Genomic DNA, 16,165 nt, shown 5'->3' with positions numbered 1-16,165 from the left:
GAAGAGTCTAGTGATGATGGCGAAGAGGTCACACCCGTTCCCATACCGAACACGGAAGTTAAGCTCTTCAGCGCCGATGGTAGTTGGGGGTCTCCCCCTGTGAGAGTAGGACGTCGCTGGGCACCAAAGAAGAAGTCGTTACCGAGTTTATCGGTAGCGGCTTTTTTGTCTTTATCATAACCAATTTTTACGGATGCAAAATTTAATTCTTTCTGATCCTCGCTCCCAAGTGAACGTCGTTTTTTACTTTCGCTCTATAGTTACTCTCGCCCGTGTTGGATTTACTCTCGGAACCAGGATGGATACTCTCGCTCGTGGAAACATACTCTCGGAGCTGTGACGATTACTATCGCTTGTGTTAGATTTACTCTCGAAACGGGGTATTTTTCCACTTTTACGGATGCAATATTTGATTCTTTCAGACATTATTATGGGCTATCATACGATGTATATTTCCAACTATGCGAGAAAGTAGAGGTGCAAAGAGTTAGAGGAAGTAAGGAAGAGTTAAACGAGTGCAGCTAAGTTATGGGCTATATCTACAATTTTATGGGCTATATTGCTTCATTTATGGGCTTTAACAGCAATTTATGGTTAAATTGCAGCCGCTTATGGGCTATTTTAATAGATTTCAGGGCTATCTGGATCATTGTATGGGCTATCTAAACTATCAAGTAATATCATTCTTTCTCTAGTAGATTGTGTTCAAGAAGAAGAGGGACTCTGTCGCTACTTCTTTTATATTTTGTTTAAAACCAAATAAGTGATCTATAGGACACTTACTATTTTTCTAGTATTTTTTCAAAAGTATTTAATAGTAACTCCAACTGTTATCCCTATTGAGACTTTAACTAATCTCAACAACTAAGCAATAGGAGTTGCCAAATCTAATTACTTTCTTGATTCACTTCCCTTTGAGATGTGGCGCCCTTTGACTTTGTTCCACAACCAGAAGCGGGATATCAGTAGCGTTATTCTTTTTAATTGAATCAATTAATATAACTTTAACCAATATAACTTAAACATAATTTTAAACTGAGACTAAAAGCAAGAAAAGTCCGAATTAATATATTATTCCTGGTTTCTTGACACTTGCAAGAAGCGCTGATAACCTTGTAATAATATTCATTTAAGAGGAGGAATTCAGCGAAATGTGGGAATCTAAATTTCAAAAAGAAGGCTTAACATTTGATGATGTTTTATTAGTTCCAGCTCAATCGGAAGTACTGCCAAAGGATATCAACTTATCGGTGCAACTAACTTCTAAAATAAAACTAAATATTCCAGTGATTAGTGCTGGTATGGATACTGTGACAGAAGCTAAGATGGCAATAGCTATGGCACGCCAAGGTGGTCTTGGTATTATCCATAAAAATATGAGTATTGAAGAACAAGCGGAACAAGTTCAAACCGTTAAACGTTCTGAAAACGGTGTAATTACCGATCCTTTCTTTTTAACTCCAGAACATCAAGTATATGATGCTGAGCATTTAATGGGGAAATATAGAATTTCCGGTGTCCCTATTGTAAATAACGAAGAAGATTTACAATTAGTCGGCATTATCACAAACCGTGATTTACGCTTTATTCAAGATTACTCTTTAAAAATTGATGATGTAATGACAAAAGAACAATTGATAACAGCTTCCGTTGGAACAACGCTTGAAGATGCTGAGAAAATTCTTCAACAATACAAAATTGAAAAATTACCGATCGTTGATGAAAATGGAATGTTAAAAGGTTTAATCACGATTAAAGATATTGAAAAAGTAATTGAATTCCCGAATGCTGCAAAAGATCATCATGGACGTTTGTTAGTTGGTGCGGCAGTGGGCGTTACGAAAGATACAATGATAAGAGTACAAAAACTTGTTGAAGCCCAAGTAGATGTCATTGTTATTGATACGGCACATGGCCATTCTCAAGGTGTTATGGATGTAGTAAAAGAAATACGTAGCGAATATCCAGAATTAGATATCGTTGCTGGTAATGTTGCCACTGGTGAAGCAACAAAGGCTTTGTTTGAAGCAGGTGCTGATGTTGTCAAAGTTGGAATTGGACCCGGCTCTATTTGTACAACTCGTGTTGTAGCAGGTGTTGGGGTTCCTCAAATTACAGCTATATATGATTGTGCTTCGGAAGCTCGTAAGGCTGGCAAAACGATCATCGCTGATGGCGGGATAAAGTATTCAGGTGATATTGTAAAAGCATTGGCAGCTGGTGGACATGTTGTTATGTTAGGTAGCTTACTTGCTGGTACGACTGAAAGTCCTGGTGAGACAGAAATTTTCCAAGGTAGACGTTTTAAAACTTACCGTGGAATGGGATCTATTGCAGCTATGGAAAAAGGTTCAAAAGACCGTTATTTCCAAGAGGATGCAAAAAAATTAGTTCCAGAAGGTATTGAAGGTCGTCTTCCTTATAAAGGACCACTTTCTGATACTATTCACCAATTACTAGGTGGAGTTCGTGCTGGAATGGGTTATTGTGGAACAGGAACACTTGAAGACTTACGAGAAAATGCACAATTTATTCGTATGACTGGTGCAGGCTTACGTGAGAGTCATCCACATGATGTTCAGATCACAAAAGAGGCTCCAAACTACTCCCTATCTTAAGTAATTAAGGAATATAGAAACTTTTGCACTCATTCGTCGTCTTTAACTAGGTCGAATGGGTGCTTTTTTGTCTACAAGTGTCCTTACCGTGCTAAAGTGTGATAGAATGGGCATTGATAAAATAAAAAGTGGAGGTACGAAAGTGAAGAAAGTTTGGATGACATCTATGATAAAGTGGTTAGTACTTCCGATGTTTCTTGTGTCAGTAGTTAGTACTATGCCTGCTGCTGCAAAAGCAGAGGAAAGTTTGAATTTAAATGTAGATGCAGCAATTTTAATCGATGCAGATACAGGGAAAATTCTATACGAAAAGAATTCAGAAGCATCACTAGGTATAGCGAGTATGACCAAAATGATGACCGAATACTTGTTATTTGAAGCAATAGAAGAAGGAAAAGTGACATGGGATCAACAATATAATGTTAATGAATATACATACAAAATCTCTCAAGATCGTCGTTTAAGTAATGTTCCACTTCGTGAAGATGGTAGCTATTCGATTAAAGAGCTTTATGAAGCGATGGCTATATATTCAGCAAATGCTGCGACTATAGCAATTGCTGAAACAATTGCAGGAACAGAAGATAATTTTATTAAGCTGATGAATGAAAAAGCAGCTGAAATGGGACTAGAAGGATATAAATTTGTCAATTCATCAGGTTTAAACAACGGAGATCTGCAAGGAATGCATCCGGCAAGCACTAACGCTGCCGATGAAAATATTATGCCAGCTAAGTCCGTAGCAATTCTTGCTTATAATTTAATGAAAGATTACCCTGAAGTTTTAGAAACAACAAAAATTCCTAAGAAAACATTCCGTGCAGGAACTTCTGATGCAATTGAGATGAGTAACTGGAATTGGATGTTGCCAGGTTTAGTATATGAATATGAAGGCGTAGATGGATTAAAAACTGGAACAACCGAATTTGCTGGCCATTCCTTTACCGCAACAGCTGAAAAGAATGGAATGCGTGTTATTTCTGTCGTTATGAAAGCAGTTGGTGCTGATGGAAAAGGTTCGTATAAAGCTCGCTTTGATGCAACAAGAGCCTTATTAGATTACGGGTTCTCCCAATTTTCTAAAGAAGAGATTGTTCCAGCAGGATATAAAATTCCAGAACATAAGACTTTAAAAGTGGAAAAAGGGAAAGAGGATACAGTGGCAATAGCTGTGAAAGATCCTATTTCTATGGTTATTAGGACAAATGAAAAAGAATTGTACAAGCCTGTATTTACACCAAGCAAAGAAACGCTTGAAGCAGAAATAAAGAAAGATACAGTTGTAGGTAAAGTTCACTTGGAAAAATCAGAAGGAACTGATTATGGTTATATTACTGATCAAGCAGCAGAAACGGACGTAGTAACTATCGAAGCTGTTGAACGTGCTAGCTGGATTAGTTTAATGTTCCAAGGTATCGGCAAGTTTTTTGGAAACCTTTGGAATAGTACAACAGACTTTATAGGTGGATTATTTTAAAAAAACAAAAGCACTGTAGCTCTTTAGAGTTACGGTGCTTTTGTTATTTCTAGGGCATGTATCAATTGATGAATGGAAGAAGAAACCTCTTCTAGTGGTAGTCCTCCAAATCCTAACACAAGCTTTGGAAACGAGTCGTCCTCTAATTTTGACGAAACATATTCCTGAAGTCCATATATCCGAATGTCCGACTGCTTCGCAAGATTCACTAGTTCTTGTTCTGTTTTAGTTGTATGAATAGTTAACAAAAGATGCATTCCTGCCTGTTCTCCTGAGATTGTGACAGTAGGTTCGTATTGCATTATAGTTTTTGTAATAATTTCTAGTTTTCGTTTATATATTTTCCTCATTTTATTTAAATGTTTTGCGAAGTGTCCCTCTTCCATAAAATTTGCTAATATATGCTGATCCATTCGTGGGACGGTAGCAGAATAATAGGAAAATCTTTGTTTATATTGTAGGATTAGTGATTTTGGTAAGACTGCATAGGCCATTCGTAAAGAGGGCATTAGTGACTTTGAAAATGTACTTAAATAGATAACCCGTTCATTTTGATCAATTCCTTGGAGGGAAGGTATAGGCTTTCCAGTGTATCTGAACTCGCTATCGTAATCATCCTCAATAATGTATCGATTGTCCTGCTGGTATGCCCACGAAAGTAACTGGCTCCGTCTAGTTGCGGACAGTACTGCTCCTGTCGGAAATTGATGAGAGGGAGTTACATACATCACATTTGCGTAAGATTGTTCTAGTTTAGAGACTATTACTCCATCGTCATCTACTGGAATAGGTACTGACTTCCTACTATCTTTAAAAAATAACTGATGCGTAAGAGGATATCCAGGGTTTTCAAATGCATATATTGCTTTTTCTCCAAGTAAGTGAATGATGAGTGGCATAATTTGTTCAGTACCGGAGCCTAAAATTATTTGTTCAGGTGTACTTCTAACACCCCTCGATTGGAATAAATAAGATGAGATCTGCTGTCTCAGCACATAGTCTCCTTGAGGATGTCCTAGCTGTAGTAAATCTTTGTTTTCATCGTTTACTATGTCCTTCGCATATTTTCTCCAAGTTGCAAAAGGAAAAAAATCTGTATCAATTTTCCCGGGAGAAAAATCAATAGAAAAGGAAGGTATATCAACTGCTTCTTGCATTATGGAAGGAATGTCCTGTTCAATGATAGCTAATTCTTCTAAATTTTGAACAAAATAGCCTCGCCTAGGCTCAGATGATATAAACCCCTCAGCAACTAATTGACTATAGGCAAATTCTATCGTCGTTTGACTGACAGCTAAATAATCTGCTAGTTTTCTTTTAGAGGGAAGTTTAATACCCTCTTTAATTGTTCCGTTTATAATAGCTTCTTTTATAGCACGATATAGCTGTTCATAAAGTGGAGTCTTTGATTCTGGTATAAGTTGAAACATTAAAAAGTCCATTATTACCCCAATCTGACCACTACATTTAGTTTATTTCTGATACTTTTCATAGGGTCATATTTTATTATACTAAAGTTATAAAGATAATGGAGGGAAAATAATTATGACAATTAATTTAACAGGAACAGATCGAGTAAAAAGAGGAATGGCTGAAATGCAAAAGGGTGGAGTCATTATGGACGTTATTAATGCTGAACAAGCAAGAATTGCTCAGGACGCAGGTGCTGTGGCAGTTATGGCATTAGAACGGGTACCATCGGATATTCGTGCAGCAGGTGGGGTAGCTCGTATGGCAGACCCATACATTATGGAAGAGGTAATGGGAGCTGTAACAATCCCAGTAATGGCTAAAGCACGTATTGGACATATTACAGAAGCACGTATTTTGGAAGCGATGGGTGTTGACTATATCGATGAATCAGAAGTGCTGACTCCAGCAGATGAAGAATATCATCTACGTAAAAGTGAATTTACAGTACCCTTTGTATGTGGATGTAAGGATCTTGGGGAGGCAGCTCGTAGAATTGGTGAAGGAGCTTCGATGCTTCGAACCAAAGGAGAACCTGGAACAGGTAATATTGTAGAAGCAGTGCGTCATTTACGTAAGGTAAATGCACAGGTTCGTAAAATTGTACATATGAGTGAAGATGAACTGATGACAGAAGCAAAAATTTTAGGTGCACCATACGATGTTTTATTACAAATTAAGCATGCTGGTAAATTACCGGTTGTGAACTTCGCAGCAGGTGGAGTAGCAACTCCAGCGGATGCTGCTTTAATGATGGAGCTTGGAGCAGATGGTGTATTTGTAGGTTCAGGGATTTTCAAGTCAGAAAATCCAGAGAAATTTGCGAAAGCTATTGTTGAAGCAACAACCCATTTCCGAGATTATAAATTACTTGTAGAGATTTCAAAAGATTTAGGAATCCCGATGAAGGGAATTGAAATTTCTCATTTATCTGCGGAAGATCGTATGCAAGATAGAGGGTGGTAATATGGTGAAAATAGGTGTTTTAGCACTCCAAGGTGCAGTTAGAGAGCATATTCACTCAATTGAGGCGAGCGGAGCAAAAGCCAAAACAGTAAAAGGTGTGGATGACTTAGCGTTAGTAGATGGGTTAATACTTCCTGGAGGAGAAAGCACAGCCATGCGAAAGCTGATTGATCGATTCGAAATGCTAGGACCATTAAGACAATTTGCAGCAGATGGTAAACCGATGTTTGGAACTTGTGCAGGCTTAATCCTACTTGCTAAAGAATTAGTTGGGTATGATTATTCACATATAGGTGTTCTAGATGCTACAGTAGAACGTAACTCTTTTGGGAGACAGGTGGATAGCTTTGAAACTGATTTACACATTAAAGGAGTCGCATTGGATTTCCCTGGGGTATTTGTCCGAGCTCCGCATATCGTAAGAGTAGGAGAAAATGTTGAAATACTGGCTACTTATGAAGATAGAATCGTGATGGCGAGACAAGGTCATTTGCTAGGATGCTCTTTTCATCCCGAGTTAACAGAAGATCACCGGATTATGTCATATTTTATAGAGATGGTGAAGGAAAGTCTTGCAAATAAGGTTTACCTATAGTAAAGTATGAGTAATTTCATGAATCAAAAAACGATGATAGGAAGCAGTAACAAGCACGTTTTTTCTAGAGAGTCAGCGGGTGGTGTGAGCTGATATAAACACTTGTGAATCCGTCCTTTGAGTTGTGCGGCTGAATGATTAGTAAGTCGTGCCGGTTGAAAAGCCGTTACAGTACAAGTAAGTGGATTCTGTCTATGGCTGGATCAATCAGGGTGGCAACGCGGGTATGCTCTCGTCCCTTTTTTCATGGGACGGGGGCTTTTTTGTCGTTTTTTAAGCCTTACATAGGAGATATGTCAGGGTGAATTTTATTAAAACAAGGAGGAATTATAAATGTTAGATGTAAAATTTGTACGAGATAATTATGAAACAGTAAAAGCAAAACTTGCTAAGCGTGGAGAAGACATTTCGGAGTTTGATCAATTCCAGCCTTTAGACCAAAAGCGTCGTGAATTGATTGCGAAAACGGAAGTGTTAAAGGCTGAAAGAAATGAGTTTTCTCAAAAGATCTCTTTGATGAAACGAAATAAAGAAAATGCAGATGATCTTATTGCACGTATGCGTGAAGTAGGAGATGAAATAAAAGCATTAGATGATGAGTTACGTGATGTCGAAGAAAAGTTTGACTATATGATGATGCGTATCCCTAATGTTCCCCATGATAGTGTACCAATTGGTGATTCGGAGGATGATAACGTAGAAGTCCTAAAATGGGGAGAGGTTCCTTCATTTGATTTTGAAACGAAAGCACATTGGGATATTGCGACTGATTTAAAATTAGTAGATTTTGAACGCGCTGCAAAAGTGACAGGAAGTCGTTTTGCATTTTACCGTGGTTTAGGAGCTAGATTAGAACGTGGATTGTTAAACTTCATGATGGATTTACATGCAGAAGAACATGGCTATGAAGAAATGCTTCCACCATACTTGGCAAATCGTGCAAGTTTGACAGGGACAGGACAGCTTCCAAAATTCGAAGAGGATGCGTTCTTAATTGGAGAAGAAGATTACTTCTTAATACCAACAGCAGAAGTACCTGTAACTAATTTTTATAGAGATGAAATTTTGGATGGAGCAGAGCTACCACAGGCATTTACTGCTTATAGTGCTTGCTTCCGTTCTGAAGCCGGATCTGCTGGTCGCGATACACGTGGATTAATACGTCAACATCAATTTAATAAAGTCGAGTTAGTTCGTTTTGTTAAGCCAGAAGATTCTTATGAGCAGTTAGAACTTTTAACTGGGCATGCAGAAAAAGTATTACAACTGTTAGGTCTCCCATACCGTAAACTTCATATGTGTACAGCAGATTTAGGCTTTACAGCTGCGAAAAAATACGATTTAGAGGTTTGGTTACCAAGCTACGGTGAATATAAAGAAATTTCTTCTTGCAGTAACTTTGAAGATTTCCAAGCTAGACGTGCAGGGATTCGCTTCCGCCGTGAAGCTGGAGGGAAACCAGAGTACGTTCATACTTTAAACGGCAGTGGATTGGCACTCGGACGTACGGTGGCAGCTATTTTAGAAAATTACCAACAAGCGGATGGAACAGTAGTAGTTCCAGAAGTTCTTGTTCCTTATATGGGTGGAAAAACGGTAATTAAATAATGAAAAGAAGAACCAGATTCGCTATAAAAGGCGTTTCTGGTTCTTCTTTTGTTCCCTAAGATTACGAAAAAACTGCGTAAGCATATTACCGCATTCTTGCGCTAAAACCCCTTCTTCTACTTCACAGCAATGATTAAATCGATCATCATTTAATAGTCGGTAAAGTGAATCGACACAGCCTGCTTTGGCATCTCTTGCTCCGTATACTACTCGAGGAATACGAGATTGTAAAATGGCTCCTGCACACATTGGACAAGGCTCTAGAGTAACATAGAGTGTGGTATCCTCTAATCGCCAATTATTTAATGTGGTACATGCCTCTTGTATTGCGAGTAACTCTGCATGGGTAGTTGCGTTTTTGGTCGTTTCTCTTAAGTTGTAGCCCTTTGCTATAACTTGACCATTATGTACAATTACTGCACCTATTGGAACTTCACCAATAGCACCTGCTTTTTTTGCTTCTTCTATGGCTAAATTCATATAATATTCATCCATCTAATTCGACTCCTTTTGCATAGTGTAGCATGTTTTTTTGACAACTTGCATACTCTATGATGAAGGAGTGATGCATTGATCCATATAGTAAAACAGGGAGATAGTTTATATGCAATCGCCAAACGGTTCGGAACAACAGTAGAAAGTATAGTCACTATAAACGAAATTCCAGACCCTGATGTATTAGTAATTGGGCAGGCACTTGTACTGCCATCGAACCCAAATCCAAACAGACCCACCATTGAAACAAATTTGTATGTGGAATGGTATACAGAAATACCCTCGGAAAGTGTACTAGAACAAGTAGAAAAGGTGGCCACAAACTTAACTTACATGATGCCATTTACGTATGAAGTGCTGCGAGACGGATCATTAACGGAGATGAATTGGGGTACCTTAAGTGAAATCGCAAAAGAGCACCAAGTAGAAACAGTTATTGTAATAGCAAATATTGAAGATTATGCATTTAATAGTTCCCTAGCTCATACTGTTTTTACGGATGAAAAAGTAAAGATGAACTTATTTGAACAATCGGTTGCAGAGGCAAAAAAAAGAGGAACTACTCATATTCATATAGATTTTGAGTATATGGAACCTGGTGACAGAGAAAATTACGTGAATTTTATAAAGCAATTCAAAGAATTTGCAAAAGGGTATATTATATCCGTAACACTTGCTCCTAAAACAAGTGCTGACCAACCAGGAAAATGGTATGAAGCTTTTGATTATAAGGCATTAGGTGAAGTGGCTGATTTTGTTGTCATAATGACTTATGAGTGGGGATATAGTGGGGGACCACCAATGGCAGTTTCACCAATTGGACCTGTTCGCAAAGTATTAGAATATGCAAAAACAGAAATACTTCCAAGGAAAATTATGATGGGACAGAATTTGTATGGATATGATTGGACTTTGCCTTATAAAGTAGGAAATCCAAATGCTAAAGCATTAAGCCCACAGCAGGCCATTCAACTAGCTAAGGACCGAAATGCAGCAATTGAATACGATACAAATGCGCAGGCCCCTTTCTTTCACTATTGGCAGGATGGTATAGAACACGAGGTGTGGTTTGAAGATGCACGATCTATTCAAGCTAAGTTTAAACTCTTGAAAGAACTAGGACTCCTAGGAATTGCCTATTGGCATAGTGGTTTTGATTTCCCGCAAAATTGGTACTTACTTCATGAAATGTTCCAAGTGAAGAAAAAATAGAGCAAATTAGCCTTTCCTTGGAAAGGTGGATTTGCTCTATTTTTCATTTTCAGCATATGTTAAAATAGAAGGTACGACTTTGAATCTTAGAGTGAGGTTAAACTTATGTCCATTCCATTTATAACGGTAGAAGGACCAATAGGGGTTGGAAAAACTTCCTTAGCCAAAGCTATTGCTACCAAATACCAATTTGAATTATTAAAAGAGATTGTGGATGAAAATCCTTTTTTAAATAAGTTTTACGAGGATATTGCTGAGTGGAGTTTTCAGACGGAGATGTTTTTTCTGTGTAATCGGTACAAACAACTAAGTGATATAGAGAAAAAATATTTATCGAAAGAAAGTCCAGTTGTGGCAGATTATCATATTTTCAAAAATCTCATTTTCGCAAAACGTACGTTGAGTGAAGTAGAATATGAAAAGTATGAATCGATCTATCAAATTTTAACAAAAGATATGCCCGTTCCTAATATGGTCATATATCTTGATGCAAGTATAGATGTACTTGTCGGGCGAATTGATATGCGTGGAAGGGATTTCGAAAAAAAGATTAGCTCTGACTACTTACAGCAGCTTTCAGCGGATTATCGCATGTTTATAGATAACTTCGAGAAAAAGCATCCTGAAGTACCTGTTCTTCGATTTAATGGAGATGAGATAGATTTTGTTCAAAATGGACAAGACCTACAAGTAATTTTAGAAAAAGTAGATGCAACACTACATAAAAGGAGTTATTAAACAATGAGTTTAAGAGAAAAGTATGGCATACCTTCTAATGCAGTTATTACAATTGCAGGAACTGTTGGAGTTGGTAAATCAACAATGACTAAAGCATTAGCAGAAGCGTTACATTTTAAAACGTCTTTTGAAAAAGTGGATACAAACCCTTATTTAGATCGTTTCTATGAGGATTTTAATAAATGGAGCTTCCATTTACAAATTTACTTTTTAGCGGAGCGTTTTAAAGAGCAAAAAAGAATGTTTGAGTATGGTGGCGGATTTATCCAAGACCGGTCTATTTACGAGGATACTGGAATATTTGCACAAATGCATAAAGAAAAAGGTACGATGGATCCAGTAGATCATGAAACGTATACGAGTTTATTTGAAGCAATGGTAATGACACCATATTTCCCACATCCGAACTTACTGATTTATTTGGAAGGCTCAATGGATGACATTATTGATCGAATTCATGATAGAGGTCGTCCAATGGAGCAGCAAACACCTATCTCTTATTGGGAAGAAATGCATGGGCGCTATGAAAAATGGATTGATGCATTTAATGGTTGTCCAGTACTGCGTTTGAATATTAATGATTATGATATTTTAGAGAATCCAGACGATGTGGAAGCAATCTTAGAACGTATCGGGCATTTTATGGAAAAAACAGCTATTATTCGTAAATAAAGAAATCCTCCTGTGCTTAGCAGGAGGATTTCTTTTTTAAAAATAAAAAAAGAAGGTAGCATAATTCGCCACCTTCTCAATATTCTGAACACGATGCTGTAAGAAAAATTCGTTACATTTGTAACGAATTCAATCTCAAATTTATGCGTGTGTGTATTTAAAATGGAGGAGGAAGAGGGATTCGAACCCCCGCGCGGTATGACCCGCCTGTCGGTTTTCAAGACCGATCCCTTCAGCCAGACTTGGGTATTCCTCCGAAGTACAAGAATTAATTTATCATGGATAAAAAATAAAGTCAACATATATTACCGACAACTTTCAAAAAAAATATCTATTCGTTTTCATTGATTTTTGTCTATAAAAAAAGTATACTTGTAAATGCCGTGCTAGGTGGGAAGGTAGCGGTGTCTTGTAACTCGCAATCCGCTCTAGCGAGACTGAACTCCTTCTCTGAGGTTGAATACATGTAGGGTCTGGTATTTGCACGTGATGTTGACGTTTGGGTCCTGCGCAATGGGTACCCATGAACCATGTCAGGTCCGGAAGGAAGCAGCATTAAGTGGTGTTTTCTCATGTGCCGCGGGGTAGCCTAAACCGAGTTAACGACAAAGGTGCCGCTTATGTGTTTCAATCGAAGGAAGGTGCACGGCTTTAATATTAAACTTCAACTCATTTGTCAAATTGACAAATGGGTTTTTTGTTTGAAAAAAAGATTTACTATACATAAATAAGCGAAGTCTAGTTGGCTTTATGATATAATAGAAATCATGAATAACTAGAAATGAGAAGGAGGGAAATTATTGTCGTATCAAGCTTTTTACCGTGCTTATCGGCCACAATCGTTTGCGGAAATGTCCGGTCAAACTCATATTAAGCAAACCCTTCAAAATGCCCTCCTTTATAACAAAACAACACATGCGTATTTATTTTCAGGACCACGTGGAACCGGTAAAACAAGTGCAGCAAAAATATTTGCGAAGGCTTTGAACTGTGAAAATGGTCCTGCAAAAGAACCTTGCAATACTTGTGAAACGTGTAAAAGTATAACAGAAGGCTCGAATACAGATGTGATTGAATTTGACGCAGCCTCTAACTCTCGAGTGGAAGAAATGCGTGATATTATTGAAAAAGTTCGGTTTGCACCTTCTAATGCTAAATACAAAGTGTATATTATCGATGAAGTGCATATGCTTTCTACGAGTGCATTCAACGCGTTACTTAAAACATTAGAAGAGCCACCTGCACATGCCGTGTTCATATTGGCAACAACTGAGCCACATAAAATTCCATTAACTATTATCTCTAGATGTCAGCGTTTCGATTTTAAACGAATTACATCTAGTGATATCGTGATGCGAATGGTTGAGGTATTAACGGATGCTAAAATTGAATACGATGAGAATGTACTAAAAATTATTGCACAAGCTGCTGCTGGTGGTATGCGTGATGCGCTCAGTATGCTGGACCAAGTTGTATCGTTTAGCGCAGAAAAAATGACGATAGAAGATGCATTACTTGTAACTGGTTCTATTGGACAGGATGTCTTTTTCCAATTAGCAGATGCATTGATAGACAAGGATATAGCAAAGGCACTAGCCTCCGTAGAGAAGTTAATAGAAGATGGTAAGGATCCAGTACGATTAACAGAGGATTTTATAACTTTCTATAGAGATTTACTTGTTTTGCTTGTTGCTCCAGAACAAACGGATTTACTAGAAATAGCAACAGGAGACTCTAAGTTTTTAGAGCTTGCTTCAAAGTTTCAAGTGGATACCTTATATAAGGGTATTTCCATTTTGACGAATACACAACAAGAAATGCGTTTCTCTAATCATGCGAAAGTGTATTTGGAAACAGCAATAATTCGGCTAGCACATGTGCCCGTAGAAGGAACACTCTCAAGTGAGAGCAACTCCGAATTAGAAACAAAGGTTAGGGTACTAGAAACTCAGTTACAGCAGTTGCAACAGCAGTTAAGTCAAGGAATGATCCCGCAGGCAAACAACGGAACACAAGAGCAGCCGAAGCGGCAAAGGCAAAAGTCGGGTGGCGTAAAAGTTTCAAGTGGGAGAATAGCAGAAATATTGAAAACAGCAACGAAAACGGATATTCAAACGATTAAATCTCAGTGGGCGAATATTTTACAGCAATTACAAAAGTCACATGCGGCATTACTAAATGATGCAGAGCCAGTAGCGGCATCTTCTAATGCATTTGTGTTAAAATTCAAGTATGATATTCATTGCCAAATGGCTATGGAGAACAAAACATTTTCCACTTCGTTCCCTCAATTAATCGCTAACCTGACAGGGACGATGTATGAAGTTTTATATGTACCAGAGGAAAATTGGTTGAAAATCCGAGAAGATTTTATTAGACAAAACGGTTTGAAACAAAACAATCAGGAAGGTGAGGGAGAAAATTCTTCTGAACCAACTGAAACAATGCAACTACTACAAACGATGGAACAAGTATCAGAGGATCCACTTGTAGTGGAAGCTGAGAAATTATTTGGAAAAGAATTTGTTGTAGTACAAGATGACTAAGGAGGAAAATAATTATGCGTGGAATGGGTAATATGCAAGGTATGATGAAACAAATGCAAAAAATGCAAAAGAAGATGGCAGAGGCTCAAGAAGAGTTAGCTACTCAACGATTTGAAGCAGTGGCTGGTGGAGGTATGGTGAAAGTTGTAGTTTCTGGACAAAAAGAAGTGCTAGAAGTAGAACTAGATCCAGCAGTAGTAGATCCAGATGATATTGAAATGCTTCAAGATTTGATTGTAATTGCTACTAACGAAGCAATGCAAAAAGCAGAAGAAACAGCGAACTCCACAATGGGTCAATTCACGAAAGGATTGAACCTTCCTGGTATGTTCTAGGAGGAATAATTGATGCATTATCCTGAACCGATATCAAAACTAATTGATAGTTTTATGAAATTGCCAGGAATAGGGCCGAAAACAGCGGCCCGTCTGGCTTTTTTTGTCTTAACCATGAAAGAAGATACTGTTTTAGATTTTGCAAAAGCTTTAGTAGATGCTAAGCGAAACTTAAGTTTTTGTTCTGTATGCGGGCATATAACTGATATTGATCCTTGCCATATATGTCAGGATCAACAAAGAGATGCATCTTTGATTTGTGTTGTTCAAGACACAAAGGATGTAATTGCGTTGGAAAAAATGAGAGATTACAATGGGCGTTACCACGTACTTCATGGTGCAATTTCACCAATGGATGGAATTGGTCCGGAAGATATCAATGTACCCTCACTTTTGAAAAGGCTACAAGATACAGAAATAGAAGAACTGATACTAGCTACTAATCCAACAATAGAAGGAGAAGCAACGGCGATGTATATTTCACGCCTTGTCAAACCGTCTGGTATTAAAACAACAAGAATTGCTCATGGATTACCTGTAGGCGGAGATTTAGAGTATGCAGATGAAGTTACACTATCTAAAGCTCTAGAAGGTCGACGAGAGTTGTAGGGGGATGGGTTAGTGTGATGTTTTCTAAAAAAGGAAAACTAAAAAAAGAATTTGATGAGCAATTTGTAACACTCATGAAAGAAACAAAAGAGGAGTGGCAACAAGCTCAGTTAATAGAAGATTATTTAAATGACTACGATTTAGATGCAGTCGCAAAAAGGAAGATGGCTGAAAGTATCCACTTCTATTTATATAAAGAAGCAAGGCTTCGAAATATCGTTCTCAAATAGAATAATTAATGTACTAGCTACATATAATGATAGATATGATTTTATGGAGGGTGTAACTCATGAAGTTTGTAATCATTATATGTTCGCTAGTGCTGTTATCTTTATTATTATTCCGTAATTCATTTCCAAAGTTTTTTGAAGGTATTTCTATTTTGTTATTTCGTTTAGGTTTTTCTGTTCTCTTGTTGTACGGAGTGCATTTATTGTTGGGTTCAGTAGGGTATGCAATACCAGTGAATTTGTTCACGGGAGCCGTTGCAGCAGTACTAGGTATACCCGGAGTAATCTCCGTTGTAGCGATTTCTATTTTGATTTAAAAAAAGTTTTTAAAAAGTGTTGACTTTGTAAAGTAAAGAGAGTAATATTGTAGAAGTCGCCAAGAGGTAAAACATTCTTGAGACAACATGAACATTGAAAACTGAACATGCAAAACGTTAAGACATACAGCTTGAAAGATTAACTTAGTTAGTCTGATAGCAAAACAATTTTGACATCATTGAATGATGATGCCAGCAAAACAAAATGAGCTTTTTAAGTTCTCTATTATGGAGAGTTTGATCCTGGCTCAGGACGAACGCTGGCGGCATGCCTAAT

15 protein-coding genes, 1 tRNA gene, 1 rRNA gene, 1 other RNA gene and 1 other annotated feature are annotated in these 16,165 nt (G+C 37.7%); of the genes, 15 read left to right on the top strand and 3 right to left on the bottom strand.

Translation table 11 applies throughout. The features are described 5' to 3' along the window. Positions 1-6: 6 nt before the first annotated feature. The 3 genes from rrf to BLR36_RS18465 all read left to right on the top strand — a co-directional run bounded on the left by rrf (position 7) and on the right by BLR36_RS18465 (position 4,095). A 5S ribosomal RNA gene (gene rrf / locus BLR36_RS18475) occupies positions 7-122 on the top strand. Positions 123-1,151: 1,029 nt separating this feature from the next. Then, a complete protein-coding gene (gene guaB / locus BLR36_RS18470; protein WP_093063209.1) occupies positions 1,152-2,618 on the top strand; it encodes an IMP dehydrogenase in 1,467 nt (488 codons plus the stop codon). Between the two features lie 142 nt (positions 2,619-2,760). Continuing rightward, positions 2,761-4,095 carry a serine hydrolase gene (locus tag BLR36_RS18465; protein ID WP_093063210.1) on the top strand — a complete coding sequence of 445 codons (1,335 nt, stop codon included), beginning with the start codon at positions 2,761-2,763 and terminating at the stop codon, positions 4,093-4,095. Positions 4,096-4,124: 29 nt separating this feature from the next. On the opposite strand, the gene BLR36_RS18460 is transcribed toward BLR36_RS18465, so the two are convergent. Further along, positions 4,125-5,537, bottom strand: coding sequence for a MocR-like pyridoxine biosynthesis transcription factor PdxR (locus BLR36_RS18460; RefSeq protein ID WP_093063208.1), 1,413 nt, complete (start codon positions 5,535-5,537; stop codon positions 4,125-4,127). Positions 5,538-5,646: 109 nt separating this feature from the next. On the opposite strand from BLR36_RS18460, the gene pdxS reads away from it, so the two are divergent. From pdxS to serS, 3 genes are all read left to right on the top strand, one after another. Beyond that, a complete protein-coding gene (pdxS, locus tag BLR36_RS18455) occupies positions 5,647-6,531 on the top strand; it encodes a pyridoxal 5'-phosphate synthase lyase subunit PdxS (RefSeq protein WP_175454125.1) in 885 nt (294 codons plus the stop codon). Between the two features lies 1 nt (position 6,532). After that, positions 6,533-7,126, top strand: a complete 594-nt coding sequence (gene pdxT / locus BLR36_RS18450) for a pyridoxal 5'-phosphate synthase glutaminase subunit PdxT (protein ID WP_093063206.1) — start codon at positions 6,533-6,535, stop codon at positions 7,124-7,126. A gap of 24 nt (positions 7,127-7,150) precedes the next feature. Then, positions 7,151-7,369: a binding site (T-box leader), on the top strand. 90 nt (positions 7,370-7,459) lie between these two features. Beyond that, positions 7,460-8,734, top strand: coding sequence for a serine--tRNA ligase (gene serS / locus BLR36_RS18445; RefSeq protein ID WP_093063205.1), 1,275 nt, complete (start codon positions 7,460-7,462; stop codon positions 8,732-8,734). Positions 8,735-8,755: 21 nt separating this feature from the next. Here serS and tadA read toward each other — a convergent pair whose 3' ends face one another. Beyond that, positions 8,756-9,229 carry a tRNA adenosine(34) deaminase TadA gene (tadA, locus tag BLR36_RS18440; RefSeq protein WP_093063204.1) on the bottom strand — a complete coding sequence of 158 codons (474 nt, stop codon included), beginning with the start codon at positions 9,227-9,229 and terminating at the stop codon, positions 8,756-8,758. Positions 9,230-9,304: 75 nt separating this feature from the next. On the opposite strand from tadA, the gene BLR36_RS18435 reads away from it, so the two are divergent. From BLR36_RS18435 to BLR36_RS18425, 3 genes are all read left to right on the top strand, one after another. Further along, positions 9,305-10,441, top strand: coding sequence for a glycosyl hydrolase family 18 protein (locus tag BLR36_RS18435; protein ID WP_093063203.1), 1,137 nt, complete (start codon positions 9,305-9,307; stop codon positions 10,439-10,441). A 105-nt stretch (positions 10,442-10,546) separates the two neighbouring features. Continuing rightward, positions 10,547-11,179 (top strand): deoxynucleoside kinase, encoded by a 633-nt coding sequence (locus BLR36_RS18430; RefSeq protein ID WP_093063202.1) that lies wholly within the window; start codon positions 10,547-10,549, stop codon positions 11,177-11,179. A 3-nt stretch (positions 11,180-11,182) separates the two neighbouring features. Beyond that, a complete protein-coding gene (locus tag BLR36_RS18425; RefSeq protein ID WP_093063201.1) occupies positions 11,183-11,851 on the top strand; it encodes a deoxynucleoside kinase in 669 nt (222 codons plus the stop codon). Between the two features lie 163 nt (positions 11,852-12,014). Here BLR36_RS18425 and BLR36_RS18420 read toward each other — a convergent pair. Next, positions 12,015-12,107: transfer RNA gene (locus BLR36_RS18420), tRNA-Ser, on the bottom strand. A 125-nt stretch (positions 12,108-12,232) separates the two neighbouring features. Between BLR36_RS18420 and ffs the strand changes: the two genes are divergently transcribed. The 6 genes from ffs (at position 12,233) to BLR36_RS18390 (ending at position 15,888) form a co-directional block, all read left to right on the top strand. Next, an RNA gene (ffs, locus tag BLR36_RS18415) (signal recognition particle sRNA large type) lies at positions 12,233-12,500 on the top strand. Between the two features lie 151 nt (positions 12,501-12,651). Continuing rightward, positions 12,652-14,397 (top strand): DNA polymerase III subunit gamma/tau, encoded by a 1,746-nt coding sequence (dnaX, locus tag BLR36_RS18410; RefSeq protein WP_093063200.1) that lies wholly within the window; start codon positions 12,652-12,654, stop codon positions 14,395-14,397. Between the two features lie 14 nt (positions 14,398-14,411). Further along, a complete protein-coding gene (locus tag BLR36_RS18405; RefSeq protein ID WP_093063199.1) occupies positions 14,412-14,732 on the top strand; it encodes a YbaB/EbfC family nucleoid-associated protein in 321 nt (106 codons plus the stop codon). A gap of 12 nt (positions 14,733-14,744) precedes the next feature. Beyond that, positions 14,745-15,341, top strand: coding sequence for a recombination mediator RecR (gene recR, locus BLR36_RS18400; protein ID WP_090571068.1), 597 nt, complete (start codon positions 14,745-14,747; stop codon positions 15,339-15,341). Positions 15,342-15,358: 17 nt separating this feature from the next. Continuing rightward, a complete protein-coding gene (locus tag BLR36_RS18395; RefSeq protein WP_175454124.1) occupies positions 15,359-15,571 on the top strand; it encodes a YaaL family protein in 213 nt (70 codons plus the stop codon). 59 nt (positions 15,572-15,630) lie between these two features. Next, positions 15,631-15,888: a pro-sigmaK processing inhibitor BofA family protein gene (locus tag BLR36_RS18390; protein WP_093063197.1), complete on the top strand. Its 258-nt coding sequence runs from the start codon at positions 15,631-15,633 to the stop codon at positions 15,886-15,888. The last annotated feature ends 277 nt before the right edge of the window (positions 15,889-16,165 follow it).

This window comes from Psychrobacillus sp. OK028 (genome assembly GCF_900103605.1).
Taxonomy (GTDB): Bacteria; Bacillota; Bacilli; order Bacillales_A; family Planococcaceae; genus Psychrobacillus.
This window is presented reverse-complemented; position numbering and strand designations above follow the sequence as displayed.